Genomic DNA, 26253 nt, shown 5'->3' with positions numbered 1-26253 from the left:
TTGAATGGCCTGCTTACAGGTGTGCGAGCTTCTCCAGCACGGGGGCGGCGGCGCGCAGTTTGGCCCACTCGTCCTCGTCGAGGCCCTCGACGAGGCCCGCCAGGAACGCGTTGCGCTTGCGGCGGCTCTCCTCGAGCATGGCCTCGGCCTGCTCCGTCGGGGTGACGACCTTCTGGCGCCGGTCCTCCGGGTGCGGCTCCAGCCGGACCAGCCCCTTGGCTTCGAGCAGCGCGACGATGCGGGTCATCGACGGCGGCTGGACGTGCTCCTTGCGGGCCAGTTCGCCCGGGGTGGCACTGCCACAGCGGGCCAGGGTGCCGAGCACCGACATCTCGGTGGGGCTCAGCGACTCGTCGACCCGCTGGTGCTTGAGCCGACGGGACAACCGCATCACGGCGGAGCGGAGAGAGTTCACGGCGGCAGCGTCGTCGCCATGGGTAAGGTCCGGCATGTTCTTTAGGGTAACTCATTACCCTGGCTAAATACCACCCGGCATGCGTCCATGCCCGTGACGCCGGCCACTGAACCTTCTGATCACCCGTATGGGTGAGTCAGTTCCGGAAAGTGACGCAGCGGGCGGCCGGATGTGGCGACCCTCGTAGGCATGGGGACCAGCGTGCTCAGCCTGCGGATGGACGGGGAGCTGCTCGAAAGGCTCCGGCACCATGCGGCGAAAAGAGGAATGAGCGTGCAGGACTATGTGGTCCGCACGCTCATCCGGGACGACTTCGACGAGCGGTTCCAGACCGCCGTCGAGGAGACGGAGAGGTTCTACGGCGTCACCTGACGCCGCAGGTGACGAAGGCTCAGGTCAGGCCCAGGGCCGGCATCAGGTAGTAGAAGGCGAAGACGGCCGAGACGACGTACATCGCGACCGGGATCTCACGGGCCCGCCCGGCGGCCAGGCGCAGCACCGTGAAGGTGATGAAGCCCATGCCGATGCCGTTGGTGATCGAGTAGGTGAACGGCATCATCAGCATCGTCACGAAGGCCGGGATGCCGATCGTGTAGTCGGCCCAGTCGATCTCCTTGATGGAGTGCGACAGGATCAGGAAGCCGACCGCGACCAGCGCCGGGGTGGCCGCCTGGGACGGGACCATCGTGGCGACCGGGGTGAGGAAGAGCGCCACCGCGAAGAGGGCGCCGGTGACGACGTTCGCGAAGCCCGTCCGGGCGCCCTCGCCGACCCCCGCCGTGGACTCCACGAACGCGGTGGTGGCCGAGGAGGAGCTGGCACCGCCCGCCGCGACCGCGAGGCCGTCGACGAAGAGGACCTTGTTGATACCCGGCATGTAGCCCTCGGCGTCGGTCAGCATGGCCTCGTCGCTGATGCCCATGATCGTGCCCATGGCGTCGAAGAAGCACGACAGCAGGACCGTGAAGACGAAGAGGATGCCGGTCAGCACGCCGACCTTGGCGAAACCGCCGAAGAGGCTGACCTGGCCGACCAGGCCGAAGTCGGGCGTGGCCACCGGGTTGCCCGGCCACTTCGGGATCGTCAGGCCCCAGGACGGGATCGGGGCGACCGCGTTGATGATCACCGCGAGGACGGTCATGCCGACGATCGAGATCAGGATGGCGCCGGGCACCTTGCGGACGATCAGCGCGAAGGTGAGCAGCGCGCCCAGGATGAAGATCAGCACCGGCCAGCCGGTGAGGTGACCGCCCACGCCGAGCTGGACCGGAACGGTGGTCTGGGCGGCGTCCGGCATACGGGTGACGAAACCGGAGTCGACCAGGCCGATCAGCATGATGAAGAGGCCGATACCGATGGCGATCGCCTTGCGCAGGCCGAACGGCACGGCGTTCATGACGCGCTCGCGCAGACCGGTGGCGACCAGCAGCATCACCACGAAACCGGCCAGCACGACCATGCCCATGGCGTCCGGCCAGCTCATCCGGGGCGCCAGCTGGAGCGCGACGACGGAGTTGACGCCGAGGCCGGCGGCGAGTGCGATCGGGACGTTGCCGATGACACCCATCAGCAGCGTGGTGAACGCGGCGGTCAGCGCCGTCGCCGTCACCAGCTGGCCGTTGTCCAGGTGGTGCCCGTACATGTCCTTCGCGCTGCCCAGGATGATCGGGTTCAGCACGATGATGTATGCCATCGCGAAGAAGGTCGCGAAGCCGCCGCGGACCTCACGGGCGAGGGAGCTACCGCGCTCGGAGATCTTGAAGTAGCGGTCGAGGGCGCCGTGGGCGGACACCCCGCCCGGCTTTTCGGGGGTGGGGACCTTGGCAGGTGCCGAGGTGGGCATGCGAAACCTCATCACCAACGGGGTTCCCCCGAGCCTCATTGGAGTTTCATACGAGCAGAAGCGGCCATAGACAAACGGTTTCAGTATGAAGGTATGAGTGCCAGATCGCTATCTCCGCGCGTAGACGCCGACCGCGCCTAAGCTGTGCGCATGGCTAAGTGGACCCCCAAGCACGAGGCGCCGGAGCCCCTGGAGGGCCCCGTGGTCGCCACCATCACCGGCGGCACGATCGTGTGGTTCGTCCTCTTCCTCGTCCAGCTGCCCTTCTACGGATGGTTCGAGGACCACGACCGTCTGTGGTGGCTGTGGGCCTGCCTGGCCGGGGGCGGCCTGGGGCTGATCGGTATCTGGTACGTCCGCAAGCGGGACGCGGCGATCAAGCGGGACGCGGGGCTGAGGGCGGCGTCGGGGAAGTAGCCGTACAACCAGCGCAGGACTCCCCTCCTCCCCAGGTCGGAAATCGGCTCTGCTCGGCAGGTGAACGGGCAGATCCGCACGTACCGTCGAATGCATGACCCATATCGACGCGGGTGCCGAAGTCGACCCCGTGCACCCGGTGGCCCTGCCCAAGGGCCGGCCGGCGGGGCTGACCGGTGCCGAAGTGGCGGAGCGGCGTTCGCGTGGGCAGGTCAACGACGTGCCGGTGCGCAGCAGCCGGTCGCTGGGCGAGATCGTCCGGGCGAACGTCTTCACCCGGTTCAACGCCATCATCGGTGTGCTCTGGCTGATCATGCTGTTCGTCGCGCCGATCCAGGACGGCCTCTTCGGCTTCGTGATCCTCGCCAACACCGGCATCGGCATCGTCCAGGAGTGGCGCGCCAAGCAGACCCTCGACTCGCTCGCGGTGATCGGGGAGGCCCGGCCGACGGTACGGCGGGACGGCGTCGCGGCGGAGGTGTCCACCAGCGAGATCGTCCTGGGCGATCTCATGGAGATCGGCCCCGGCGACAAGATCGTCGTCGATGGGGTGTGCGCGGAGGCCGAGGGTCTGGAGATCGACGAGTCGCTGCTCACCGGCGAGGCCGATCCCGTGGTCAAACGCCCCGGCGACCCGGTGATGTCCGGCAGCTTCGTGGTCGCGGGCGGCGGCGCCTTCGAGGCCACCAAGGTCGGCCGCGAGGCCTACGCGGCCCAGCTCGCCTATGAGGCCTCCCGCTTCACCCTCGTCGATTCCGAGCTGCGCACCGGCATCTCCACGATCCTCAAGTACGTCACCTGGATGATGGTCCCGGCCGCGATCGGCCTGGTCGTCACCCAGCTCGTGGTGAAGAACAACGGGTTGAGGGACGCCGTGGCCCGCACGGTCGGCGGGATCGTCCCGATGGTCCCGGAGGGGCTGGTGCTCCTCACCTCCGTCGCCTTCGCCATAGGGGTCATCCGGCTGGGCCGCAGGCAGTGCCTCGTGCAGGAGCTGCCGGCGATCGAGGGGCTGGCCCGCGTCGACACGGTCTGCCTGGACAAGACCGGCACGCTCACCGAGGGCGGCATGGACGTCACCGAGCTGCGGCCGCTGGACGGGGCGGACGAGACCTATGTACGCCGGGTGCTCGGTGCCCTCGGCGAGTCCGACCCGCGCCCCAACGCCTCCCTCCAGGCGATCATCGACGCCTATCCCGACAGCGAGGACTGGCGCTGCGTCGAGTCGCTCCCCTTCTCCTCCGCCCGAGGGTTCAGCGGGGCCGCGTTCAGTGAGGGCGACGGCGAGACCAGTACCTGGCTGCTGGGCGCCCCCGACGTCCTCCTCGCCCCGGGGGACCCCGCCCTGGCCGAGACCGAGCGCCTCAACGAGCAGGGTCTGCGGGTTCTGCTGCTGGCCGGCACGCACCGCGATCTGGACGACCCCGAGCCGGCCCGGGGTGCCCGCCCCACCGCCCTCGTCGTCCTGGACCAGCGGCTGCGGCCCGACGCGTCCGACACCCTGCGCTACTTCGCGGACCAGAACGTCCGCGCGAAGGTGATCTCCGGCGACAACGCGGTGTCGGTCGGCGCGGTCGCGGCCAAGCTGGGCCTGGACGGTACGGCGGTGGACGCACGGCGGCTGCCCGCCGACCGGGCCGGGATGGCGGACGCGCTCGACGCGGGGACGGTGTTCGGGCGGGTCACACCGCAGCGCAAGCGGGACATGGTCGGCGCGCTGCGGTCGCACGGGCACACGGTCGCGATGACCGGCGACGGCGTGAACGACGTGCTCGCGCTCAAGGACGCCGACATCGGCGTGGCCATGGGCTCGGGCTCGGAGGCGACCCGCGCGGTGGCGCAGATCGTCCTACTGGACAACACCTTCGCGAGCCTGCCGTCGGTGGTGGGCGAGGGCCGCCGGGTGATCGGCAACATCACGCGCGTGGCGACCCTGTTCCTGGTGAAGACCGTCTACTCGGTGCTGCTGGCGGTGCTGGTGGTGTGCTGGCAGGTCGAGTACCCCTTCCTGCCCCGGCACCTGACCCTGCTGTCCACCCTCACCATCGGCGTGCCGGCCTTCTTTCTGGCCCTCGCCCCCAACAAGGAGCGGGCGAAACCGCACTTCGTGCGCCGGGTGATGCGGTACTCCGTCCCCGGCGGAGCGGTGGCAGGGGCGGCGACCTTCCTGATGTACCTGATCGCCCGCCACCACTACACCGGTCCCGGCTCCCTGGACGCGGAGACCAGCGCGGCCACCCTGACCCTGTTCCTGATCTCCATGTGGGTGCTGGCGATCATCGCCCGCCCCTACACCTGGTGGCGGGTGGCCCTGGTGGCCGCGATGGGCGTGGCGTTCCTGCTCGTCCTCGCGGTACCGGCCCTGCAGGGCTTCTTCGGGCTCAGGCTGGTCGGCGTCACGATGCCGTGGACGGCGGTGGGAGTGGCCGCGGTGGCGGCGGCCGCCCTGGAGTTCCTGTGGAAGTGGGTCGACCATCGGGCGCTGCGCTGAGCTGGAGCCTCCGTGGCCCCGGTTACCGCGGGACCGTTGTGACCGGTCGCGCCCCCGCGGCGGAGCCGCATGGCGAATGCGGCCCCGCCGCCCCCTACGGGCGCTGCCTCACTGCACGTCGACGTAGTCAGCCGTGGACGTGACCGCCGGGGTGGTCGAGGTGCCCGCGAAGCTGAGGCGCCAGTAGCCGTCGTACGAGGCGGTGGCGGTGGCCGTCACATTGCCGGACGAGTCGGAGTAGACCGTCTTGACGGTGGTGTAGGCGGTCGTCGAGCCCGCCTTCTTGTACTGCAGCTTGACCGGCTGGCTGGTGTAGCCGTGGTAGAGGTTGTCCTCCCAGTTGGCGCGGGTCAGCTTGCCGGTGGTGGTGAGGGTCTTGCCCTTGACGACCGGCTCCGGGCCCGCGTTGGCGGTCAGCTTGGAGTAGCGCTGGAGCAGGGTGGTGGCCATGCCGCCCTGGTCCTTGAAGCCGACCTTGCTCAGGTCGGGGTTCTCCGGGTCCTGGCCGTTGAAGGCGATGGCCTCGGCGGCGACCGACCAGCTTCCGGCGTCGGCGTTCTTCAGCTCGCCCTCGCCCGGGTAGATGTCGACGGTGCCGGTGCAGGTGGCGGTCGTCGACGTGACGACCGTGCAGGTGGCCGAGTCGTCGCCTTCGAGCATCTTGCTCGGGGCGTCGAAGGAGCCGCGGTAGAGGTAGGCGTCGGTGTAGAAGTCGGACGCGGTGACGTCGACGTCCGAGCCGTGGGTCAGCGTGTAGGTGTACGTGGTGCTGACCTTGTTGGTGGTGCCGACCTTGATCGCCGAGGCGATCTTGAGGTTCGAGAAGCTGACGTCCATCGTGTACGGCGTGCCGCTGGACCCGGCGGCGTGCGCGGCCGGGACGGCGAAGGCGGAAAGGGCCAGGGCGCCGGAGACGGCGGCCACGGTGGCACGTATGCGCATGTGCGTTCCCCTGGAGGGAGAAGTGATCGTGAAGTCGGTTGACTCACGCGATCAGATCCGTGACACAGGGGGCCGGTTGTACGGCAAGAGGCGATATCAGCCAGTTTTTAGGACTGGATTGCCGTTCCGTTGCGCAGGTGAGGCGGTTTCGTGACACAAGTGAGAGGAAACGTTCCGGCCTCGGGAGCGGTAGGCGCGCCCGAGACCGGAGCGGCGCCGCTTACTGCACGTCGACGAAGTCAGCGGTGGCGCTGACCGCCGCGGTGGTGGAGCTGCCCGCGAAGGAGAAGCGGTAGTAGCCGTCGGCCGTCGCGGTCGTGGTGGTCTTCAGGTTGCCCTTGGAGTCCGCCTTGACGGTCTTCAGCGTGGTGTAGGTGCTGGAGCCCTTCTTCTTGAACTGGAGCTTGACCGACTGCGAGCCGTAGCCGCCGTACGTGAGCGACTCCCAGTTGGCGCGGGTGAGCGCACCGGTGACGGTGAGGGTCTTGCCCTTCTTCACCGGCTCGGGCGCGGCGTTGGCGGTGAGCCTGGCGGCGCGCTGGAACGAGAAGGAGCCGGCCTTCTCCTTCCACACGTAGTCCTCGTCGTTGGCGTCGACCCACGCGTCCACGTACCAGGTGCCGGCGCTCTTGTTGGTGAGGGAGTCGGTCTTCGGGTCGATCTTCACCGAGGCGGTGCAGGTGGCGGTGGTGGCGGTGACGTCGGTGCAGGTGGGCTTGCCGGTCGTCGCGAACCCGTTGTCGGGGCCGAAGAGGGCGAACTCGTCGGCACCCTTGATGCCGGAGTCGTCCGTGGCGGTCACGCTGACCTTGACGGTCACCGCGTTGGACGTGCCGATGGTCACCTTGTTGTCACCGTCCACGACCACCTTGGTGATCGCGGTGTCGCCCTGGCCGCCGTCGGCCTGCGCGGCCGGTAGGGCGAGAGCGGACAGGGCCAGAGCGCCGCCGACGACGGCGACAGAGGCTCGAATACGCATGTGTTCCCCTGCGTGCGTAGTGATGGGAGAGTCGGTTGACTCCCGTGGTCAGACAGGGCACGCAGGGGAACGGTTGTAAAGAATTTGAAGATTCAGTGATGAACTTCTGGAGACCTCAGTCGAACCACCGGTCCCGCGCCAGCTCATCCGTCCGGGACGGGTCCTCCAGCAGGGCGGCGACCTCGAAGCGGCGCGGCCACTGCCCCGCCGCCCAGGCGAGACCCGCGGCGACCCCTTCCAGCGTGGCCGCGTGCAGCACACCGTCGTCGGTCAGCCGCCAGTCGATCCCGACACCGTCCACGACCAGTTCGTCGTGCTCGACGTACGTCTCCGGTGTACGCGGCCCGAGCAGCACCCGCACCGGGTCCGGTACGTCGTGCTCGGTTCCCTCCGAGTGGACCTCGCCGGTGACGGACTCGCTGAGCCGCCGCACCTGGAACAGCTCGGCCAGCTCGGCGGCCCGGGACGGCCGGACCGGCAGCAGCGCCACCCCGTCGGTGAACGGCAGCAGATCGGGGGAGTCGACCACGACCGCGTCCGCTGCGTCCACGACCTCCACCCGCCCGTCGACCACGGCCCGCAGCTCGTCCGGCAGGGTCACCTGCTCCGGGTCCAGCTCGGCCAACGCGCCGTACAGGCCGTGCAGCTGGGCGGCCGTGACCGACCGCTCCGGGTCGGCGAGCCGGTCCAGCAGCTCGGCGGCGCCGCCGGGCTCCTCCAGCAGGGCTCCGACGGAGGTCCGCACCCCGAGCGCCCGCAGCACCTGCTCGTCCGCGAACCCGGTGGCGTCGGCCTCGTCGTACAGCCCGCGCAGAAGCGGGTCGCCACCGGCCGCGAGGAGACCGGCGGGACGACGGCCGTCGAGGACCGGGTGACCGCGCAGCCACCACGCGGTGTACGGCCGTACGACCTCGTGCGTGCCGTCGTGCAGCAGGATGCGCACGGGCTGGGTGAGGGCGTCCCGCAGCGGCCGCCGGGCGAGCAGCGCGAGAGCCTCGGGCCAGTGCTCGTCGTCCACCAGGTCGAGGTCGCGGACGGCGACGAGTTCGGTGGCGACCGGGGGCACCGGGCTGTCCGGGAACCGGTCGAGGATGTCCTCGCACCACACGTCCACGGCGTCCAGCAGCCCCGCGTCGTCCGGCTCCGCGAAGTCGCCCTCGCGGGGCTCCAGTTCGTCCGGATCGAGGACGACGTCGGTGGCGCGGACCAGCGCGAAGTCGGCGAGCACCCCGCAGGCGGTCAGCGGCTGCTCGCCCCACTTCCGGGCCAGGTCGGCGTCCACGGCGGCCAGTTCGTCCTGGCGGATCACGCGCGCGAAGGGACTACCGGGAAGCACGAGTTCACCCGCCGGGGCCGGCTCCCCGTCCTCGTCGGGCAGTGCGAGGGCACCCAGCCACGGCTCGTCACCGGGTTCCAGACCCGCGTCCCGCACCAGTCCGAGCACGGTGTCGGCCAGTTCCTCGGCGTCCGGCGCGTCCACCTCCCAGCCGATCCCGCCCTCCTCGTCCAGGGAGGCGGCCACGGCGGCCCGCACCTGCGGGGTGGTCAGCACCGCGCGCGCGGTGGCGGGCAGCGCGCCCAGCTTCTCCAGCAGCGGGTGCGCGGCGTCCTCGTGGGCGACCTTCAGCCCGAGCCGCCCGAGGACGTCCAGGTCGATGCGGGTGCCGTCCAGCGTGGGCAGCAGCACCTGCCGGGGCCCGATGGTGGTCCGTCCGTCCGCAAGCGGCACCGGCAGCCCGGACAGCCGGTCCGGGTCGACCCCGGCGAGGCTGTCGTAGAGCCGCCACCACCAGTCGGGGTCCTTCTCCAGACCGGCGAGCCGGTCGATGGCGTCGGCGAGCGGCAGCCGGGCGACGCCGAGGGTGCGCAGCTCGGCGCGCCGCTCCATACCGGCGGGCAGGAGGGTGGGCAGCACCTCGGCGAGCACCCGCACGGTGTCCGCCCCGGCGCCCTCCACGACCTCCGCGTCCCTGGGCCGCAGCGCCTCCGGCAGCTCGTCCTCCCCCTTGGCCTCGACGGCCGGCGGCAGGAACGCGGTACGCGGCAGCCGGTCCAGGACCGCCTGCCGCAGGGCCCCGTCCAGCTCGCCCTTCCCGAGCGGCCCGGGCACGAGGTCGACGACCCCGTCCGTCACCGGCCGCCAGCCGGCGAGCAGGTCGGCGTAGGCGTCGGCCGCGCGCTGCACCAGGAAGTCGGTGAGCGGGCCGGGCGCCGTGTGCCGGCGGGTGGTGTCGAGGGGGAAGGAGGCGATGAGGAGGGCGGGAACACCGAGGGGCTCCTCGCTGGGCGTGGGCGCGTGCACGACGGGGGTGGTACGAGGCCGTACCGGGCGGCCGCCCTCGTCCTCCGGTACGGCCCAGGTCACCGACCAGTGCGGGCGCAGGCGCTCCTCCACCGGCCGGTCGGCGAGCAGGTCCGGGGTGAGCGGCCCGTGCGCGGAGACGGTACGCCACCGGGTGGTGCCCTCCCGCGAGTCCTCCACGACGGTGACGGCGCCCTCGGCACGACGCCGAAGGGTGCGGGGGGCTTCGCCGTTCACCTCCACGACGACTTCCGCCAGCCCCGGCAGGGCGAGGAGCAGGGCGTCGTCGACGGCGTCGAGGAGGCGCTCGGCGAGGTCGGCGGCGGCGGCGTCGCGGAGGGGCAGGATGACGGCCGTGTCGTAGGGATCGGGCGCGGTCCCTTCGGCGGCGAAGGGCAGCCTGAGGAGGGGAACGTGTCCGTCGCGCCGGCGGACCTCGTCACCGAGCCCCGGGCTGTGCCGGGCGATGTCGGCGGCCAGCTCCCGCGCCTCGGCCAGGGACCAGCGGACCCCGCCGTGGCGCCCGACGATCGCGGGCTCGTCCGTGACCGAGAGTACGGCGGCGAACCCGACGCCGAACCGCCCGACGGCCCCCTGCGTGGTCTCGGCGTCCCGCTTGGCGGAGGCCCGCAGCGTCGACAGCGACTCGACACCGGCCGCGTCCAGCGCGGCACCGGTGTTCGCGGCGACCAGCACGCCGTCGCGGAGGGTGAGCCGCAGCCGCCCCGCGGTCTTCGCGCGTGCGGCGGCGTCGGCGGCGTTCTGGGCCAGCTCGACCACGAGCCGGTCCCGGTAGCCGCCCAGGACCAGGTCCTCCTCGGCGTTGGCGTCCTCGCGGAACCGGGCGGGGCTGGTGGCCCAGGCGTCGAGGACACCGCGGCGCAGGCGGGCGGTACCGAAGGGGTCGGCGCCCTCTGGTGCCGGTCGCACGAACTTGCTGCTCACGTTCACTCTCCTCGTCGACGTGAGGTCGAAGGTACAGCGCGGGCGGGAGGGAGACCGAAGGGGCGTGGTGGCCGCGGAGCCGGGAGCAATCAGTACGGACGGCGCGGGTATGCGGAAGTCACCCGATCCCTCCGCACGAAAGTGGTACCCGTTCCATGGCCCAGACACAGGACGTCGTCGAACTCATCCTCCAGGACCACCGGCGCATGGAGGACCTCTTCCGGTTGATGCGAAGCGTCGAAGCCGACCGAGCAGCAGCGCTGGGGGAGTTCGCCGACCTGCTGATCGCGCACGCGCTGGCCGAGGAGGCCAAGGTCTACCCCGCCCTCAAGCGGTACAAGAACATCGACGACGAGGAGGTCGAGCACGGCGAGCACGAGCACGACGAGGGCAACAAGGCCCTCCTGGAACTCCTCCAGGTCGAGGAGGTCGGCTCGGACGAGTGGGACGCGAAGCTGGAGGACCTGGTGGAGGCCGTCACCCACCACGCCGACGAGGAGGAACGCACCATCCTCAACGGTGCGCGCGAGAACGTGGCGATGCGGCGGCGCGAAGAGCTGGGCGTGGCGTTCCTGGAGGAGCGTGAGCGTCAGCTGAAGGCCGGCTGCGGCTCCGTCGACAACGTACGCCGCATCGTCGGGTCCTGACCGCGCGCGCTGGGTGCGAGGCCGGTGCGTGCCGCTTCCGGCTGCGCGGCCTGCGCGATGCCCGGAGACAGTGCGGTACCCCTCGGGCCGGCCCACGGCGGCGGGGCCACGAAGGCCGTGAGGGGTTCGCACCCGGCGCCGAGGGAGCCGCTGCGGACTGAAGGGCCGGCCAGATGTGTCCGGGCCGGACCCGGCGCCGGGTCCGGCCACGACGCCCTCACACGCCGGGGGTGCACGGCCGGCCCTGCCCCCGTGCACCGCGCCTCTCCTCACCTGGAGAAGCGGTCGGCCGTCACCGCGGGTCCGGATGGTTCCCGGGTCCGCCGCCGGGGCCGGCCAACGGGGTCGGCGACAGGGCCGTGGATTCCTCGCCCGGCTCCAGCAGGGTGTCCGCCGCACCGACGATCAGCGGATCGGGGGCGCCCACCGCCGTGTGGTCCTTGGCCGGGTAGTCGAAGCGGTCGAGGAGGCTGCGCATCGCTTCCAGCCGGCCCCGCCGTTTGTCGTTGTTCTTCACGACCGTCCAGGGCGCGTGGGCCGTGTCGGTCGCCCGGAACATGTCGACCTTGGCGGCGGTGTAGTCGTCCCAGCGGTCGAGCGAGGCCAGATCGGTGGGGGAGAGTTTCCAGCGGCGTACCGGGTCGACCTGGCGAATCGCGAACCGGGTGCGCTGCTCGGCGCGGGACACCGAGAACCAGAACTTCACCAGCAGGACGCCGTCATCGGTGAGCAGCCGCTCGAACATCGGAGCCTGCCCGAGGAACTGCCGGTACTCGGCTTCCGTACAGAAACCCATGACCCGTTCGACTCCCGCCCGGTTGTACCAGGAGCGGTCGAAGAAGACGATCTCGCCGCGGGCCGGCAGGTGCGTCACGTACCGCTGGAAGTACCACTGTCCCGCCTCCCGTTCGGTCGGCTTCTCCAGCGCCACCACGCGGGCACCCCGGGGATTGAGCCGCTCGGTGAACCGCTTGATGGTGCCTCCCTTGCCGGCCGCGTCCCGCCCCTCGCACACCACGACGATCCGCTGGCCGGTGTCCTTCACCCAACGCTGGAGTTTGAGCAGCTCGATCTGCAGGATCCGCTTCGTCCGCTCGTACTCGCGCCGGCCTATCCTGCGGTCGTAGGGGTGGTTCTCCCGCCAGGTGTCTATCGACCGGCCGTCGGCGTCCAGGAGCACCGGCCGCTCCGGCTGCCGGTCGTCCACCTCGAGACCCCGCAGCAGGTCGTCCTCACGCACTGTGCTGTGCGTCCGTTCCGCCTCCGTCACCTGCTCGTGCTCGGCCACGACGCCACCTCTCCCACCTCGCCGCCCGCCGGGGCCACCCCGCCGGGCCCACCGCGATCACCCTCCACGTGCCCACACCGGGCGGACCCAGACGCATGACATGACCGGCGAACGGCTGCCGGCCACCGGGCCCTGTACGGTCTCTACGGTCGTTCCTTTCCGTACGGTGCGAGACAGGAGGACGATCACCGTGGCCGAACTGCGTCTGGGACCGCTGCTGAGGTACACCGACGGCTTGTGCGCGACCGTGTGGGTCGAGGCGAGCCGGCCCTGCACGGCGGAGGTGCGCTGCTCCAACGGTGCGGGCGGCACGGCCCCCACCTTCCAGGTGGCCGGGCACCATTACGCGCTCGTCACGGTGACCGGTCTGGAACCGGGCACCTCACCCACCTACGAGGTGTACCTGGACGGCACCCCGGTATGGCCACTGCCCCGCTCCCCGTTCCCGCCCTCCGTCATCCGGACTCCCAGCGCCGGCGACGCCGTCCGGGTCACCTTCGGGTCATGCCGTTGGGCCGCGCCCCCGGCCGACGGCAAGGACCCGGTCGGCCCCGACGCCCTCGACACCCTCGCCACCCGGCTGTCGGCCGACCCCGACGCGCAGCGCCCCGACGTCCTGCTGCTGCTGGGCGACCAGATCTACGCCGACGAGACGTCGGAGGAGACGCGGCGCTGGCTCGCCGGCCGCCGTGATCTCGACGAAGCTCCCGGCAGCCAGGTCACCGACTACGAGGAGTACTGCCACCTCTACTACGAATCCTGGCTCGACCCCGAGATCCGCTGGCTGCTGTCCACCGTGCCCAGCTTCATGATCTTCGACGACCACGACATCGTGGACGACTGGAACACCTCCGCCGCCTGGCTCGCCGACATGCGCACCACCGACTGGTGGCAGGAACGGCTGCTGAGCGGCCTGATGTCCTACTGGGTCCACCAGCACCTGGGCAACCTCTCCCCGGCCGAACTGGCCGACGACCCGACCTACGCCGCCGTCCGCGCCGCGCCCGACGGCACCGGGGCGCTGCGCGCCCTCGCCGCACAGGCCGACGCCGATCTCGCCTCGGTCCGCTTCAGCTACCGGCGCGACTTCGGCCGGGTCCGGGTGGTGATGGTGGACTCCCGGGCCGCGCGGGTCCTCGACGAGGACCGCCGTGCCATGCTCGACCCGGGCGAGGCCGACTGGCTGCGCGAGCAGGTGCTGACCGACGCGGGATCGTACGACCACCTTCTGATCGGTACCTCCCTGCCCTGGCTGCTGCCGCACCTGGTGCACGACACCGAGGCCTGGGACGCGGCCCTGTGCGCCGGGGAACGCGGGAAGCGCTGGGCCCGCTTCGGCGAGTACCTGCGCCGCGGAGCCGATCTGGAGCACTGGGCGGCCTTCCCCCGCTCCTTCGCCGACCTCGCCGCACTCATCGCCGAGGCCGGATCCGCACCGGGCGCCCCGGCAAGCGTGTGCGTGCTGTCCGGGGACGTGCACCACGGGTACCTCGCGCAGGCGTCCTGGCCGTCCGGCGGACCCGGCATCCCGGTCGTCCAGCTCACCTGCTCGCCCGTGCACAACTCCGTGCCCCTGACGATGCGGATCGGCTTCCGCCTCGGCTGGAGCGCCCCGGCCCGTCTGCTGGGGCGGCTCCTCGCCCGGCACGGCCGCTGCTCCCGGTCACCGGTGACTTGGCGCAAACAGGGCGGCCCATGGTTCGGCAACCAGCTCATGACCCTGACCCTGCGCGGACGTTCGGCCCACCTGCGCCTGGAGCGGACCGGCAAGGAAGCGGCACTGCACACCGTGCATGAATGCACGCTGACGCCCGGGTAGTTCCTGGCCCGGCAGGGTGGAGTCGGCCAGGTGCCGAGCGGGTGCGGTTCTCCCCCGCCCCCCGAGGCGCCCGTTCGGGACACAGAGCGACTCGGTCCCGGGGCCGCCCCTGGACCCGGCGCCGAGGGTGGCCACCCGGCCGCCGACGCGGCCACCCATGGCCGGGTGGTGGGGGTGAACGCGCTCACGCAAGCACCGGGCTACCGCCGCCGGGCCCTCGCCGAGGAAGACCGTGCGGGCCGAGGTGCGGTGCGGGTGGTCAGGGGACGAGCCGACGGTGGACCTGCCGGGCGCCGCCCGCCTGGCCGGGGTCGTCCGCCATCGGCCCGGACCGGACTCGGCCCGGGCCGCCGGCCCGGGAAGAACCGGGGTGGTCCTGCTCCTTCGCCTGCCAGCCGATCATCGGAGCGGTCCGGCAGCGGAGGCCGGGGTCAGGAGTGACCGAGTTCCGCCGTTTCCTCGTCGCCCACCTCGGGCACCGAGCCCGAGTCGCGCGCGGGGCGCAGGGGGAAGGGATCGACCCTCGTCTCGTCGATGACCGGCGCGGCCGGCTGGGGCGGCTTCGGCATGACCGCCGCCTCCGAGTGGCCGCCGCAGCCGTAGGCGAGCGAGACCACGCGGCCGTCCGCGGGGGAGAACTCGTTCGCGCAGACACCGAAGGCCTGGCCGAGGTAGCCGCCGATCGGAGCGAGGAAGCCGCAGGTCATACAGGTGGCCGGGGCCGCCTGCGCCATCGGGGTCTTGGCGCCGAACGCCTCCTCCCAGCGGTCCGCGGCGACGTGCAGGCCGTAGCGGGACAGGACCCGGGCGCGGCGCATGCCCAGTTCCTCGGCGACGGCGGCGATCGAGCCCCGGGAGGGCGTCGGCTGGGTGGCGGGAGCGCCGGGAGTGACATCGGCGTCCTCCGCCTCCGCCAGTTCCGCCATCTCCTCCGACACCACCGAGTTCGGCGCCGGCTCGTCCTCGCCGGTGTAGCCCGGCTCCAGGCGCAGGTCGTCCTGGTCGGTGGGGAGCAGATCACCGGGGCCCATGTCACCGGGGCGCAGGCGCTCGCTCCACGGCACCCACTCGGGGGCGAGCAGGGCGTCCGGGCCGGGAAGGAGGACCACCTCGTCGAGGGTGACGATCTTGGCGCGGGAGGCGCGGGCCACCGTCACCGCCCAGCGCCAGCCCCGGTAGCCCAGCTCCTTGCACTCGAAGAAGTGCGTGACAACGCGGTCGCCCTCCGACACCAGGCCGGCGTGCTCGCCGACCACGCCGGGCGCGGCGGCCTCCTCGGCGGCGGCGCGGGCGAGGTCGACGGCCTCGGCGCACAGGCGGTCGGGGGTGCGGCTTCGCGTTGTCGCTGCGCTCACAGGTATCGCTTCTCTCCTACGCCGTCTCGACGAGTGCGGCTGCCTCCGGCGGCTTAGCCGACGGAGCGGACCTGGGGACCGCATCGACGTCTGCATCCGCGCGCTCGGGCGCACCTCTGCCATCCATTCTGCGTTATGGCTGAGATACGCACGCTACACCGAACACGATTCGTTGCCGCCACGCGGCCGGATTTCCCACCCGCCGACCCGGCCCGCCGGGCCGGGAGGCGAGCACCCCGCGCGGCCCGGCGGGCCGAGGAGACACCGCCTCGCCGGCCCGGTTCGCCGCCACACGCGTCGTAACCGCACTATCAGCCGCCTTCTCGGGGCACTATGAACGTCGTGGCAGCCGCGGACAAGACAACTGATCGTGGCGGCGGTGCAGGCCGGGTGGGTGGTGCCGTCCGTGCGGTCGGCCGTGCCCTGAACCTTCCCGTCACCGGTGCCGCGCGAGGCATCCGCAAGGCCACGCACGCCCATGGCGCGGGCGAGTCGGGGCTGGGCAAGCTGATCGAGTTGCACGCGGTGAACGGCGCGGGGGACGTGATGGTCACCGTGGCGCTCGCGTCCACGGTGTTCTTCTCGGTGCCGACCGATGAGGCGCGGGGGCGGGTCGCCCTCTACCTCGCCATCACCATGGCGCCCTTCACCATCCTCGCCCCCGTCATCGGCCCCCTCCTCGACCGGCTGCCGCACGGGCGCCGCGCCGCGATGGCTGGCGCGATGCTGGCCCGTGCGCTGCTCGCCCTGATCATCTCGGGGGCCGTGGCGAGCGGCAGCCTGGAGTTGTATCCGGCCGCGCTGGGCGTGCTCGTGGCGTCCAAGGCCTATGGGGTGGTGCGCAGTGCCGTCGTGCCCCGGCTGCTGCCGCCCGGGTTCTCGCTCGTGAGGGCCAACTCCCGGGTCACCCTGGCCGGCCTCCTGGCCACCGGTGCCGCCGCGCCGATCGGAGCGGGGCTGCACGCCTTCGGTGATCCCTGGCCGCTCTACGGCGCCTTCGTGATCTTCGTGGCGGGTACCTGCCTGTCGTTCTCCCTGCCGGCCAAGGTGGACTCGGCCAGGGGCGAGGACGTGGCGCTGCTCGCGGCCGACGAGCGGCATCTGCACGGGCCGCACCGCAAGCAGGCCAAGCGGCCGGGGCTGCGGACCGTGGGGCCCGCTGTCACGCACGCGCTCGGTGCCAACGCGTCCCTGCGCTGTCTGTCCGGCTTCCTGATCTTCTTCCTCGCTTTCCTGCTGCGCGAACACCCGCTGACCGGGGAGAGCGCGGCGGTCTCGCTGGGGATAGTGGGTGTCGCGGCCGGTGCGGGCAACGCGCTGGGGACGGCCGTGGGGGCGTGGCTGAGATCACGCGCCCCGGAGGTCATCATCGTGACCGTCGTCGCCGTGGTGCTCGGCGCTGCGATCGTGGCCGCCGTGTTCTTCGGCGCGTTCCTGGTGGCCTGCCTCGCCGCGGTCGCCGGCTTCGCGCAGGCGCTGGCCAAGCTGGCGCTGGACGCGCTGATCCAGCGGGACGTGCCGGAGCTGGTGCGCACCTCCGCGTTCGCGCGCTCGGAGACGCTGCTGCAGATGGCCTGGGTGTTCGGCGGCGCGGTCGGCATCGTGATGCCGCTCAACGGCACCGTCGGCCTGCTGGTCGGCGCCGTGTTCGTGGCCGTCGGCTGGCTGGCCACCCTGAAGGGGCTCCTCGCCTCGGCCCGGCACGGCGGCCGGTCCCGGGCACGGGTGGCATAACGAATGGGACACGGTCTCCCCGCCACCGGCGCACCTGGCGTAACGAACCGGGCACGCCGCACCCCACGTGGGTGGACGGCCAGGGGCGCCCGATAGCCTTCGGACATGACCACGCTGCAATCCGCTGTGCGACGCCGCCGCGCCGTCGCCGCCGCCGGCGCCGTTTCCGCCGGACTGCTCGTCCTGTCGGCCTGCGACAAGCCGACGCCTGTCGCGACGATCACCGTCGGCCGAAGCTCGGTCAACTCCGAGGCCCTCTGCTACAACGACGGCAAGAAGCTGGACGCCAAGTCGCTCGCGAGCTGCGCCAAGAAGGCGAACGACGTCGAGTCGATCAAGGTGGACCAGGACGACACGGTCCGCTTCGGTGTCGACCCGAAGATCGCGGACGGCGGCTGGACGATCCTGGTGAACGGCCGTCAGTTCACCGACTCCAGCAAGAAGACGTACCGCACGATCCCCGGCAGCGCCTTCTTCAACGCCCAGTACGGCACCCAGGGCAACACCAACACCGTGTCCATCCAGCAGGGCGAGAAGGGTCTGTGGTCCTTCAAGCTGAAGAAGGCCTGATCACGGCCCCCCTGCGGGTCCTCGTGGCCACCGCCGTCCCCGTCGAACGGGACGCGGTGGCACGGGCGTTCCCCGGGGCGGCCGAGGACGTGCGTCTGCCGGGCGCCCTGCTCCGCCGTACGACCGCGGGCTGTGACCTGCTCGCCGCCGGAGTCGGGCCGGCCCTCGCCGCCGCCTCCACGGCGGCGGCCCTCACCGCCGCCGCGCTGGACGGCACACCGTACGGCCTGGTCGTCTCGGCCGGTATCGGCGGCGGCTTTCCGCCCGAGGCTCCCCTCGGCTCACTCGTCGTCGCCGACGCGATCACCGTGGCCGACCTGGGCGCCGAGACCGCCGACGGCTTCCTCCCGGTCACCGAACTGGGCTTCGGGACCGTCACCCATCGGCCGCCGCGATCACTCGTACGAGTCGTGTCCGAGGCCACCGGCGCCCGTACCGGCACCGTCCTGAGCGTCTCCACCGTCACCGGCACCGCGGCCCGCGCCGCCGAGCTGCGCGCCCGGCACCCCCGCGCGCTCGCCGAGGGCATGGAGGGGTTCGGGGTGGCGGAGGCGGCCGCCGCGCACGGGGTGCCCGTGCTGGAGGTCCGCGCGATCTCCAACCCGGTCGGCCCGCGCGACCGCGCCGCCTGGCGCATCGGCGACGCGCTCACCGCCCTCACCGAGGCCTTCGGGAAGCTCGCCCCCGCACTGGAGAGTTGGAACCCGCATGACCACCAGTGAGCAGCAGCGCCTGCGGATCGCGTACTCGCCCTGCCCGAACGACACCTTCGTCTTCGACGCCTTCGCCCACGGCCGCGTCCCCGGCGCCCCCGCGCTGGACGTGACCTTCGCCGACATCGACATCACCAACGGGATGGCCGAGCGGGGCGAGTTCGACGTGCTGAAGGTGTCGTACGCCGTCCTGCCGTACGTCCTCGACGAGTACGCGCTGCTTCCGTGCGGCGGTGCGCTGGGCCGGGGCTGCGGGCCGCTGGTGCTCACGCGGGAGCCCGACGCCGAACTGACGGGGCGTACGGTCGCGGTGCCGGGCGAGAAGTCGACCGCCTACCTGCTGTTCCGCCTCTGGGCCGCGGACACGCTGCCCGGCGGGGTCGGCGAGATCGTCGTCATGCCGTTCCACGAGATCATGCCGGCCGTGCGGGACGGCAAGGTGGACGCCGGCCTGGTCATCCACGAGGCCCGGTTCACGTACCGGGACTACGGGCTGCACAAGCTCGCCGACATGGGCGAGCACTGGGAGCGGACCACCGGCCTGCCGATCCCGCTGGGCGCGATCATCGCCAAGCGTTCGCTGGGCACCGCCACCCTGGGCCGGCTCGCCGAGTCCGTCCGTGCGTCCGTACGGGCCGCCTGGGACGACCCCGAGGCCTCCCGGCCGTACGTCATGGCGCACGCGCAGGAGATGGACCCGGCCGTCGCCGACCAGCACATCGGGCTGTACGTCAACGAGTTCACCGCCGGCCTCGGCGAGGACGGCTACGCGGCCGTCCGCGGGCTGCTCACCCGTGCGGCGGCCGAGGGGCTCGTACCGCCCCTCGGCCCGACGGCGCTCGCTTTCCCGTAGAACGGCTCGAACGCGCTCGCTTTCCCGTGGCGCGGACTTCAGACGTCCAGCTGGTCGGCGACCGCGCGGAGCAGGCCGGCGATCTTCTTGCCGGAAGTCTTTTCCGGGTAGCGGCCCTTCTCGAGCATCGGCGTGATGTTCTCGAGAAGGGTCGTCAGGTCCTGCACGATCGATGCCAGCTCGTCCGGCTTCTTGCGCTGGGCGGCGGCGACCGACGGCGTCGGGTCGAGCACGGTCACCGAGAGCGCCTGGTCACCGCGCTGACCGGCGACGACGCCGAACTCCACGCGCTGTCCCGGCTTGAGCTCATCGACTCCGGCGGGGAGAACCGAGGAATGGACGAAGACGTCACCGCCGTCGTCGCGGGAGAGAAAGCCGAAGCCCTTCTCGCTGTTGAACCACTTGACCTTGCCGGTAGGCACGTCTGTCCTCGTCCTCGTACTCGTTGGGAAAACTGCTCGGAAACGGCTCTTGATAGCACTAGAGCGGGTCGACCATGACCCGCCGCTACCAAGGCTAATGGTCTTCGGGCGGGTGACAAGACGTCCCCCGGTTGTTCTCTCGCGCAGGGAACTACCCTGGTCCGGTGCGTGACAAAACCCAAACGAATTCCGCCGCGCCCGGTGAGCGACTGATCCGCGCCGGTGCCGTCGTCTTCTTCGTCGGGGCCGTGGCCACCCTGGTCACGGTGGCCCCGCTGTTCCTCGGTGCGAAGCCTTTTCCGACGTACATGTTCGGCCTGAGCATGCTCATGGCCGTCGGTTTCCTCGTCGCCGGCGCGGGCGTCCTGCGGTCGGTCACCGCGGGACGACGTCAGGCGCGGGGCGCCTCCCGGTAACCGGCCAGCCACTGCGGGAAGGCGGCCAGGTCGTCCAGGACGACGTCCGCCCCGGCCGCGCGCAGCTCACCGGCGGAGCACGGTCCGGTCGCCACGGCCACCGGCAGGGCCCCCGCCGCACGGGCTCCGCGCACGTCACCGGTGTGATCACCGACGTACACGGCGGCGCCGTACTCGCGCAGCGCCCGCGCCTTCCCCTCGGCCCACAGGTCGCCCACGACCACGTCCGGCTCGATGCCGAGATGGGCCAGGTGCAGCTTGGCGTTCGGCTCGTACTTCGCCGTGACCACCATCGTCCGGCCGCCGGCCGCGCGCACCGCCTCCATCGCCTCCCGGGCCCCGGCCATCGCGGGACTCGCGGCTACGGCGATCGACGGGTACATCTCCCGGTACAGGCCGGCCATCGCGGCTACCTGCTCGGCCGGGAACCAGTTGACCAGCTCCTCCACGAGCGGCGGCCCGAGCCGGGTCACCGCCAGATCGGCGTCGATGTACGTCCCCGTCCGCTCCGACAGCGCCACGTAGCAGGCACGGATACCCGGCCGGGAGTCTATGAGCGTCATGTCGAGATCGAAGCCGACGGTGAGGGAAGCCATGGGGGACATTGTGCCGGTGCCGGTTTTCGTCGGCGCCCCGTGCCATGGCCGGGCAGGGGCGCGGGGAACCGCGCGACCGGGCACCGGCTGCCGGCAGCCCCGCGACGACCCGCGGGACCACAGCGAGCCCGCAGCCGCTAGCGCTGTCGCTGTGAGCGCCACACCACGTACAGGGCCGACGCCACCGCCGCACCCCTGACCACCCACGGCCAGGTCTCAGCGACGGCGTCCGTCATGTGGCCCTGGGCGATCGGCTCGCCCCAGCGGCCGTTGTCCCTCCCCCACAGCCACACCACACCGGCCGTGACCGCGGTGCCGGGCAGGACCAGCACGGCGCCTTTGGTCTCCGCGGGCGTCAGCCGCCGCGAGCCGTAGGCGATCAGCCAGCCCAGGAGCAGCGCGAACCAGTTCCCGAGCACCGCGCCGGCGACCAGCGCGGCGGCGGCCAGCAGCAGGAGGGGGTTGGTCCAGCCGGCGGAGCGGCGCGGGAGCAGCCGGCGGGTGGGGGTTCCGGTCTCCGCGGGAGCGGAGGCGGCGGCAGGCGCGGGGGCGGGAGTACGGCGGGTGAACAGGCGGCGGCGCGGGGCGGGCACGGTCTCGGCGGAGTCCGCTTCCGGCGTGGTGTCCCGGGCGGCGGCCTGCTCCGTGTCCGTCTCCTTCGGCGGCCGCTTGAGCAACTCCGGGATCTCCACACCGCCCACGAACCCCGGCACCGGGTCGGCGTCCCCGAAGGGACCGCCCGCGGGGCTGCCGAAGGGGTGGCCGCCCACGCGCCACCAGTCGGGCGGTACGGCGCCGTCCCCCAGTTCGTGCGCGGCGGCGAGGTGCGGCGGGGACGGCGCGTCGCGCGGGGCGCGGGGTTCGGGTTCGGCCGTGCGCGGCCGGGGCACGACCCGGCGCAGCCCCTTCGGCCGTTCCTCCTGTGCCGGCTCCGGCTTCCCCACGCGCGGCGCGGGTTGTACGGGCACGGCGGCGGTGGGCGGCTGCGGGCCGCGGCCGGTGCTCGCGGCGCCTCCAGCGGCCTCGACGACCTCGTCCGGGCTGCCCAGGTGGTCCAGGATGCGGCGGACGGCGGCGGGGGAGTCAACGGTCACCCTGGCCCGGCGCCGGTCGATCTCGTTGCGCAGCTCCGACACGAGCCGCATCCGCGTGGCCGACGGCAGCTGCCGCTGCTGAGCGACGTCCCCGACGCGGCTCAGATACTCGTAGACGACCTGGTCGCTCTCAATCCCCACGGAACCCCTCCGGGGCGACGGCGATGAAACCCCGCTGAGGACGGTACCGCTTCTTCCCGGTTGCCCGGAGCCGGTGTGGCCCTCGACGGGGGCCGTGCCCCCGGACCCCCGCTTCGGCCTGACGGCCTCGCCCTCGAACGCCGGACGGGGCCGCCTGAGCCGCCCGCTCCGGACCCGCCGGAATGTCCGCTACCGTTGGCCGGATGAGCCCCGAGGCCCACTCAGCCCCCCGCTCCCTCGCGGAAGCGCTCCGTGTCAGGGACGACGCCTCCCTGGGCGCGCTGTTGCGCAGCCGCCCGGACCTCATCACCCCCGTCCCGTCCGACCTCACCCAGCTGGCCACCCGGGCCGGCACCCGTGCCTCGGTGCTGCGTGCTCTGGAGCGGCTGGACCGGTTCGCGCTGCAGACGGCGGAGGCGCTGGCCGTGGCCCCGGACCCGGCGTCGTACGGGACGCTGCTCGGGCTGATGGCCGGGGACGCCGGGGACGAGACCGTCGCCGCCGCGCTGCCGCGTGCCGTCGGCACCCTGCGCGAACAGGCGCTGGTGTGGGGCGACGACGACCGCCTCCGGCTCGTCCGCACCGCCCGGGAACTGCTCGCGCCGTCCCCGCAGCATCCCTCCCCGACCGGTCTCGGGCCGACCGTGCAGGAGGCCACCCCGGGCATGTCGCCGGGCCGGATCCAGGAGATCGTGACGACGGCCGGGCTGGCCTCTACCCATGACTCGGTGTCCGCCGTGGCCGCGCTCACCGCGCTGTTCACCGACCGGAAGAAGATGACCAAGCTGCTCGCCGGGGCCCCGGAGGCCGCGCGCGAGGTGCTGTCCCGGCTGGTGTGGGGGCCGCCGTACGGGCAGGTCACCCCCGACCCGGCCGCACATCTGCGCTGGCTGCTCGACCGGGGCCTGCTGCTGCCGACCGCGCCGGGCACGGTCGTCCTGCCCCGTGAGGTCGCCCTGCATCTGCGCGAGGGCCGCGCGCACCGGGAGCCCGAGCCGCTGCCGCCCGTCGTGGAGCCGGCCGCGAGCCACAGTCCACAGGTGGTGGACGCGACGGCGGCCGGACAGGCGTACACCGCCCTCGCCACCGTCGAGGAGCTGCTGAAGGAGTGGGACGAGGGCGGCCCGGCCGTGCTGCGGGCCGGCGGGCTCAGCGTGCGCGATCTGAAGCGGACCGCCGTAGCCCTCGACGTGTCCGAGCCGGTCGCCGCGTTCTGGGTGGAGCTGGCCTACGCGGCCGGCCTGCTCGCCTCCGACGGCGAGGCCGACGAGCGGTACGCGGCCACCCCCGCCTACGACGAGTGGCTGGAGCGGCCCGCCGCCGAGCGCTGGGCCCGGCTCGCGGAGGTCTGGCTGGCGGGCACCCGCACGCCGGGACTGGTCGGCGGCCGGGACGCGAAGGACCGTACGCTCTCCACGCTCGGCCCGGGTCTCGACCGCTCGGCCGCGCCCGAGGTACGGCACCGGGTGCTGACCCTGCTGGCCGGGCTGCCGCAGGGCGCCGCCCCGGACGCCGAGTCGGTGCTGGCCCGGCTGCGCTGGGAACGGCCGTTGCGCGGTCCCCAGCGCGACGAAGACCTGCGGATCCGGCTGGCCCGCTGGACCCTGTCGGAGGCGGAACTGCTGGGCGTCACCGGGCGCGGCGCCCTGGCGGCGCACGCCCGCGCGCTCCTGGGGGCGCCGCCGGCCCCCACGCCCGGCTCCCCCGAGCCCGGCACACCCGCCGCCCCCGCGGCCGGCTCCCCGACGCCCTCCGGCCCCGGGGACAAACTCCCGGTGCACCACCACCGCCCGCCCGTGTCGCACGCGCCCCTGTCCCCCGCCGAGCAGGCCGTGGCCACGGCCGCCGCGGCCCGGCTCCTCGCACCGCTGCTCCCCGAGCCGCTGGACCACGTCCTGCTCCAGGCCGACCTGACGGCGGTGGCCCCGGGCCCCCTGCAGCGTCCGCTCGCGGACATGCTGGGCGTGCTCGCCGAGGTGGAGTCCAAGGGCGGGGCGACCGTCTACCGCTTCACCCCGGCCTCGGTCCGCCGCGCCCTGGACGCCGGCCGGACCGCCGTCGACCTGCACGCCTTCCTCGCCCAGCACTCCCGGACCCCGGTCCCGCAGCCGCTCGCGTACCTGATCGACGACGTGGCCCGTAGGCACGGCCATCTGCGGGTGGGCGCGGCCTCGGCCTACGTGCGCTGCGACGACGACAACCTGCTGAACGAGATCGTCGCCGACAAGCGGGCCGCCGCCCTGGGCCTGCGCCGCCTCGCCCCGACGGTCCTGGCCGCCCAGTCCGACCCGGCGACGCTGCTGGAGGGTCTGCGCGCGATGGGCTACGCACCGGCCGCCGAGTCCGCCGAGGGCGATGTCCTGATCACCCGGGCCCATGCCCACCGCACCCCGCCGCGCACCGCCCCCGATCCGGTGCCGGACGGCCCGCCGCCGCCCGACGCCACGCTCCTCGCGGCGGCGATCCGCGCGATCCGGGCCGGCGATCTGGCCGCCACCACCCCGCGCAAGAACACCGGCACCCCCCTCGCGGGCGGCGAGCTGCCCCGCACCTCCTCCGCCGAGACCCTGGCCACCGTGCAGGCCGCCGTCCTCACCGGCGAGTCCCTGTGGATCGGCTACGTCAACGCCGAGGGCACCGCCAGCCAGCGCGTCATCGCCCCCATCCGCGTGGAGGGAGGCTTCGTGACGGCGTACGACCACACGGCGGACGAGGTGCGGACGTATCCCCTGCACCGGATCACGGGGGTGGCCGAGCTGGCGGACGACTGAGGCCGCTTCAGCAGTCCCGGACCGGCGCGTGCGCGGGCAGGCCGAAGTGGGCGCGGGCGGCGCGCTCCAGGCTGTCGGAGGACATCGGCTTCTCCAGGGTGTAGCCGGCGAAGTAACCGAAGTGGGCCCGAGTCCACCGCGCGTACCCCTCGCCGTCGGGCGCCTCCTCCCGCGACACCACCCGGTAACCGCCGTCCGCGTCCCGCTCCAGCCGCACCACCTGCGGGCCCTGCCCGGCACTGCACTCCACCAGGCTGCCGTCGCGCACCCCGTACTCGACGCACAGCGTGTTGACTCTCGCCCGCACGTCGTCCCCGCGCTCCTCCAGGTCGAACGCCTCCGCCCGGCAGAACCAGCGCGCGTCGAGCGCGGGCACGGTCTCGCCGTATCCGCTGCCCCTGCTCTCCGCCGCCAGCCGGGCCTCGATCACCGGCCGTACCTCGCCCCACAGCCGCCTGTCGGCGTTCTCCGGCCTCATCGCCCAGGCTCCGGTGGCGATCAGCACCACCACGGCTCCGACGCCCGTTGCCCCTCTGCGTCCCGACATCCGTGAACTCCTCACCGCGCCGCCCACACCGCGTCTCCCGCCGGTCAAGACACACGAAGGACGGGAGGGGTTGCACGACCGGCCCTGCCCGGCGCCCACCACGTCTCCGGCAAGACGCCCACGAAGCCGACGAAAGCCAGGCGGTCCGGCAGATCCGGGAAGTCCGCCGGCCGGAGCCATCCGAACCGGATCACCGGCAGGACAAGCGTGGGCGCCGGGCGAGCACCGCCGCGGGCACGGAGGCCGTGATCGAGCCCCGCACCGGCGCGGACGCCCGGCTCTTCGTCGTCGAAGCCGCGCCGTGAGCCCGTTCCCGCACCAGGGAGAGCCGCTGATCCCGGGACCTGCGAGCAACCCCGGTTTCGTCGGCATAGCCGCAGCCCTCATCGGCTACCGCCGACTCACCAAGTGAAACGACGTCTAAATGGCCAACCACACCGCGACGTTCGTCGGCCGCTTCCAGTGCGGCCAGGGCTCTTGGCGTGTCTCCACTGGAGCTGAGGAAGGCGCCGCAGTCATCGGGCAGCTCTTCGGCAGGCAATCGCCGACCCAGGCTGGCAACGAAGCCGACCACTTCGAAGTGCTGCCCCGATCAATCACCATGCGAGTCGTCATCTCCGGCCCCGAATCCATCAGGGCCGGCGTGCTGACAGCAGCACCTCGCTATGAGCCAAAGTGTATTCGGCTCTCGTTCCGCCTCGCCGACGCATACGCCCTCGGCGGCTTCCGCCTCAGTTCCGCCTCATGGGACCTGGCGGAATCCGTCCCAGCGCTGATGGCCGCACTATCCGGGACGGACGGGGATGCCCTCTGCGAACTCGCTGCGGAGACGGTTGAGTTCACGACCCGCGATGGAGTCGCACTTTCCTATTGCCGCCCATCTATCAAGGTCATCGGCCCCTGGCACGCCCCCGACCAACACACTGCCTGAGCTGAACAGACCAAGGGCGCAC

At 72.4% G+C, this 26253-nt stretch carries 23 protein-coding genes; 12 read left to right on the top strand and 11 right to left on the bottom strand.

Translation table 11 applies throughout. The annotated features are described in order from the left end of the window. Positions 1–13: 13 nt before the first annotated feature. On the bottom strand, positions 14–451 hold the full coding sequence (locus ABZ079_RS30155) for a MarR family transcriptional regulator (protein WP_356942592.1): 438 nt from the start codon (positions 449–451) through the stop codon (positions 14–16). A 153-nt stretch (positions 452–604) separates the two neighbouring features. Here ABZ079_RS30155 and ABZ079_RS30150 point away from each other — a divergent pair, with 153 nt between their 5' ends. Next, positions 605–787, top strand: a complete 183-nt coding sequence (locus ABZ079_RS30150) for a ribbon-helix-helix protein, CopG family (RefSeq protein ID WP_356942591.1) — start codon at positions 605–607, stop codon at positions 785–787. A 19-nt stretch (positions 788–806) separates the two neighbouring features. Here ABZ079_RS30150 and ABZ079_RS30145 read toward each other — a convergent pair whose 3' ends face one another. Next, the gene (locus ABZ079_RS30145; RefSeq protein WP_356942590.1) at positions 807–2258 is read right to left on the bottom strand and encodes an NCS2 family permease; all 1452 of its coding nucleotides are present in this window, start codon (positions 2256–2258) and stop codon (positions 807–809) included. Positions 2259–2408: 150 nt separating this feature from the next. On the opposite strand from ABZ079_RS30145, the gene ABZ079_RS30140 reads away from it, so the two are divergent. Both ABZ079_RS30140 and ABZ079_RS30135 read left to right on the top strand, forming a co-directional pair. After that, a complete protein-coding gene (locus tag ABZ079_RS30140; RefSeq protein WP_356942589.1) occupies positions 2409–2675 on the top strand; it encodes a DUF2530 domain-containing protein in 267 nt (88 codons plus the stop codon). Positions 2676–2769: 94 nt separating this feature from the next. Next, the gene (locus ABZ079_RS30135; RefSeq protein WP_356942588.1) at positions 2770–5166 is read left to right on the top strand and encodes an HAD-IC family P-type ATPase; all 2397 of its coding nucleotides are present in this window, start codon (positions 2770–2772) and stop codon (positions 5164–5166) included. 108 nt (positions 5167–5274) lie between these two features. On the opposite strand, the gene ABZ079_RS30130 is transcribed toward ABZ079_RS30135, so the two are convergent. The 3 genes from ABZ079_RS30130 to ABZ079_RS30120 form a co-directional block, all read right to left on the bottom strand. Beyond that, positions 5275–6108 (bottom strand): hypothetical protein, encoded by an 834-nt coding sequence (locus tag ABZ079_RS30130; RefSeq protein ID WP_356942587.1) that lies wholly within the window; start codon positions 6106–6108, stop codon positions 5275–5277. A 220-nt stretch (positions 6109–6328) separates the two neighbouring features. Beyond that, positions 6329–7087 carry a calcium-binding protein gene (locus tag ABZ079_RS30125; RefSeq protein ID WP_356942586.1) on the bottom strand — a complete coding sequence of 253 codons (759 nt, stop codon included), beginning with the start codon at positions 7085–7087 and terminating at the stop codon, positions 6329–6331. A 115-nt stretch (positions 7088–7202) separates the two neighbouring features. Further along, the gene (locus ABZ079_RS30120; RefSeq protein ID WP_356942585.1) at positions 7203–10334 is read right to left on the bottom strand and encodes a molecular chaperone Hsp90; all 3132 of its coding nucleotides are present in this window, start codon (positions 10332–10334) and stop codon (positions 7203–7205) included. Between the two features lie 155 nt (positions 10335–10489). On the opposite strand from ABZ079_RS30120, the gene ABZ079_RS30115 reads away from it, so the two are divergent. Continuing rightward, a complete protein-coding gene (locus ABZ079_RS30115; protein ID WP_356942584.1) occupies positions 10490–10981 on the top strand; it encodes a hemerythrin domain-containing protein in 492 nt (163 codons plus the stop codon). A 292-nt stretch (positions 10982–11273) separates the two neighbouring features. On the opposite strand, the gene ppk2 is transcribed toward ABZ079_RS30115, so the two are convergent. After that, a complete protein-coding gene (gene ppk2 / locus ABZ079_RS30110) occupies positions 11274–12269 on the bottom strand; it encodes a polyphosphate kinase 2 (RefSeq protein WP_356942583.1) in 996 nt (331 codons plus the stop codon). Positions 12270–12459: 190 nt separating this feature from the next. Here ppk2 and ABZ079_RS30105 point away from each other — a divergent pair, with 190 nt between their 5' ends. Further along, positions 12460–14088 (top strand): alkaline phosphatase D family protein, encoded by a 1629-nt coding sequence (locus tag ABZ079_RS30105; RefSeq protein ID WP_356942582.1) that lies wholly within the window; start codon positions 12460–12462, stop codon positions 14086–14088. A gap of 431 nt (positions 14089–14519) precedes the next feature. Here ABZ079_RS30105 and ABZ079_RS30100 read toward each other — a convergent pair whose 3' ends face one another. Next, positions 14520–15443, bottom strand: coding sequence for a DUF3027 domain-containing protein (locus ABZ079_RS30100; RefSeq protein WP_356942581.1), 924 nt, complete (start codon positions 15441–15443; stop codon positions 14520–14522). 333 nt (positions 15444–15776) lie between these two features. On the opposite strand from ABZ079_RS30100, the gene ABZ079_RS30095 reads away from it, so the two are divergent. The 4 genes from ABZ079_RS30095 to ABZ079_RS30080 all read left to right on the top strand — a co-directional run bounded on the left by ABZ079_RS30095 (position 15777) and on the right by ABZ079_RS30080 (position 19313). After that, complete coding sequence (locus ABZ079_RS30095; RefSeq protein WP_356942580.1) at positions 15777–17177, top strand: MFS transporter; 1401 nt, start codon at positions 15777–15779, stop codon at positions 17175–17177. A gap of 105 nt (positions 17178–17282) precedes the next feature. Then, the gene (locus tag ABZ079_RS30090; protein ID WP_356942579.1) at positions 17283–17747 is read left to right on the top strand and encodes a DUF2771 domain-containing protein; all 465 of its coding nucleotides are present in this window, start codon (positions 17283–17285) and stop codon (positions 17745–17747) included. A 23-nt stretch (positions 17748–17770) separates the two neighbouring features. Further along, positions 17771–18469: a futalosine hydrolase gene (locus ABZ079_RS30085; protein ID WP_356942655.1), complete on the top strand. Its 699-nt coding sequence runs from the start codon at positions 17771–17773 to the stop codon at positions 18467–18469. Beyond that, positions 18456–19313 carry a 1,4-dihydroxy-6-naphthoate synthase gene (locus tag ABZ079_RS30080; protein WP_356942578.1) on the top strand — a complete coding sequence of 286 codons (858 nt, stop codon included), beginning with the start codon at positions 18456–18458 and terminating at the stop codon, positions 19311–19313. The genes ABZ079_RS30085 and ABZ079_RS30080 overlap by 14 nt, the downstream gene beginning before the upstream one ends. A gap of 38 nt (positions 19314–19351) precedes the next feature. Here ABZ079_RS30080 and ABZ079_RS30075 read toward each other — a convergent pair whose 3' ends face one another. Then, positions 19352–19735, bottom strand: a complete 384-nt coding sequence (locus ABZ079_RS30075; RefSeq protein WP_356942577.1) for a cold-shock protein — start codon at positions 19733–19735, stop codon at positions 19352–19354. Between the two features lie 164 nt (positions 19736–19899). Between ABZ079_RS30075 and ABZ079_RS30070 the strand changes: the two genes are divergently transcribed. Further along, the gene (locus ABZ079_RS30070) at positions 19900–20151 is read left to right on the top strand and encodes a hypothetical protein (protein ID WP_356942576.1); all 252 of its coding nucleotides are present in this window, start codon (positions 19900–19902) and stop codon (positions 20149–20151) included. Here ABZ079_RS30070 and ABZ079_RS30065 read toward each other — a convergent pair. Both ABZ079_RS30065 and ABZ079_RS30060 read right to left on the bottom strand, forming a co-directional pair. After that, positions 20127–20756, bottom strand: coding sequence for an HAD family hydrolase (locus tag ABZ079_RS30065; RefSeq protein WP_356942575.1), 630 nt, complete (start codon positions 20754–20756; stop codon positions 20127–20129). The genes ABZ079_RS30070 and ABZ079_RS30065 overlap by 25 nt on opposite strands. 128 nt (positions 20757–20884) lie before the next feature. Next, positions 20885–21982: a hypothetical protein gene (locus tag ABZ079_RS30060; RefSeq protein ID WP_356942574.1), complete on the bottom strand. Its 1098-nt coding sequence runs from the start codon at positions 21980–21982 to the stop codon at positions 20885–20887. 203 nt (positions 21983–22185) lie between these two features. Between ABZ079_RS30060 and ABZ079_RS30055 the strand changes: the two genes are divergently transcribed. Then, complete coding sequence (locus ABZ079_RS30055) at positions 22186–24753, top strand: helicase C-terminal domain-containing protein (RefSeq protein WP_356942573.1); 2568 nt, start codon at positions 22186–22188, stop codon at positions 24751–24753. 7 nt (positions 24754–24760) lie between these two features. Here the strand turns inward: ABZ079_RS30055 and ABZ079_RS30050 are convergent, their stop codons facing one another. Then, positions 24761–25300: a hypothetical protein gene (locus ABZ079_RS30050; RefSeq protein WP_356942572.1), complete on the bottom strand. Its 540-nt coding sequence runs from the start codon at positions 25298–25300 to the stop codon at positions 24761–24763. 424 nt (positions 25301–25724) lie between these two features. Here ABZ079_RS30050 and ABZ079_RS30045 point away from each other — a divergent pair, with 424 nt between their 5' ends. Further along, positions 25725–26231: a hypothetical protein gene (locus ABZ079_RS30045; protein ID WP_356942571.1), complete on the top strand. Its 507-nt coding sequence runs from the start codon at positions 25725–25727 to the stop codon at positions 26229–26231. The last annotated feature ends 22 nt before the right edge of the window (positions 26232–26253 follow it).

The sequence above is a fragment of the Streptomyces sp. NPDC006314 genome (assembly GCF_040613075.1).
In the GTDB taxonomy this organism is placed as follows: domain Bacteria; phylum Actinomycetota; class Actinomycetes; order Streptomycetales; family Streptomycetaceae; genus Streptomyces.
This window is presented reverse-complemented; position numbering and strand designations above follow the sequence as displayed.

Bases quoted from the DNA above. Each gene is read 5' to 3' on its own strand.
- ABZ079_RS30155 (WP_356942592.1), bottom strand. From the start codon at position 451: ATGCCGGACCTTACCCATGGCGACGACGCTGCCGCCGTGAACTCTCTC.
- ABZ079_RS30150 (WP_356942591.1), top strand. From the start codon at position 605: ATGGGGACCAGCGTGCTCAGCCTGCGGATGGACGGGGAGCTGCTCGAA.
- ABZ079_RS30145 (WP_356942590.1), bottom strand. From the start codon at position 2,258: ATGCCCACCTCGGCACCTGCCAAGGTCCCCACCCCCGAAAAGCCGGGC.
- ABZ079_RS30140 (WP_356942589.1), top strand. From the start codon at position 2,409: ATGGCTAAGTGGACCCCCAAGCACGAGGCGCCGGAGCCCCTGGAGGGC.
- ABZ079_RS30135 (WP_356942588.1), top strand. From the start codon at position 2,770: ATGACCCATATCGACGCGGGTGCCGAAGTCGACCCCGTGCACCCGGTG.
- ABZ079_RS30130 (WP_356942587.1), bottom strand. From the start codon at position 6,108: ATGCGCATACGTGCCACCGTGGCCGCCGTCTCCGGCGCCCTGGCCCTT.
- ABZ079_RS30125 (WP_356942586.1), bottom strand. From the start codon at position 7,087: ATGCGTATTCGAGCCTCTGTCGCCGTCGTCGGCGGCGCTCTGGCCCTG.
- ABZ079_RS30115 (WP_356942584.1), top strand. From the start codon at position 10,490: ATGGCCCAGACACAGGACGTCGTCGAACTCATCCTCCAGGACCACCGG.
- ABZ079_RS30095 (WP_356942580.1), top strand. From the start codon at position 15,777: ATGAACGTCGTGGCAGCCGCGGACAAGACAACTGATCGTGGCGGCGGT.
- ABZ079_RS30090 (WP_356942579.1), top strand. From the start codon at position 17,283: ATGACCACGCTGCAATCCGCTGTGCGACGCCGCCGCGCCGTCGCCGCC.
- ABZ079_RS30080 (WP_356942578.1), top strand. From the start codon at position 18,456: ATGACCACCAGTGAGCAGCAGCGCCTGCGGATCGCGTACTCGCCCTGC.
- ABZ079_RS30065 (WP_356942575.1), bottom strand. From the start codon at position 20,756: ATGTCCCCCATGGCTTCCCTCACCGTCGGCTTCGATCTCGACATGACG.
- ABZ079_RS30055 (WP_356942573.1), top strand. From the start codon at position 22,186: ATGAGCCCCGAGGCCCACTCAGCCCCCCGCTCCCTCGCGGAAGCGCTC.
- ABZ079_RS30050 (WP_356942572.1), bottom strand. From the start codon at position 25,300: ATGTCGGGACGCAGAGGGGCAACGGGCGTCGGAGCCGTGGTGGTGCTG.
- ABZ079_RS30045 (WP_356942571.1), top strand. From the start codon at position 25,725: ATGGCCAACCACACCGCGACGTTCGTCGGCCGCTTCCAGTGCGGCCAG.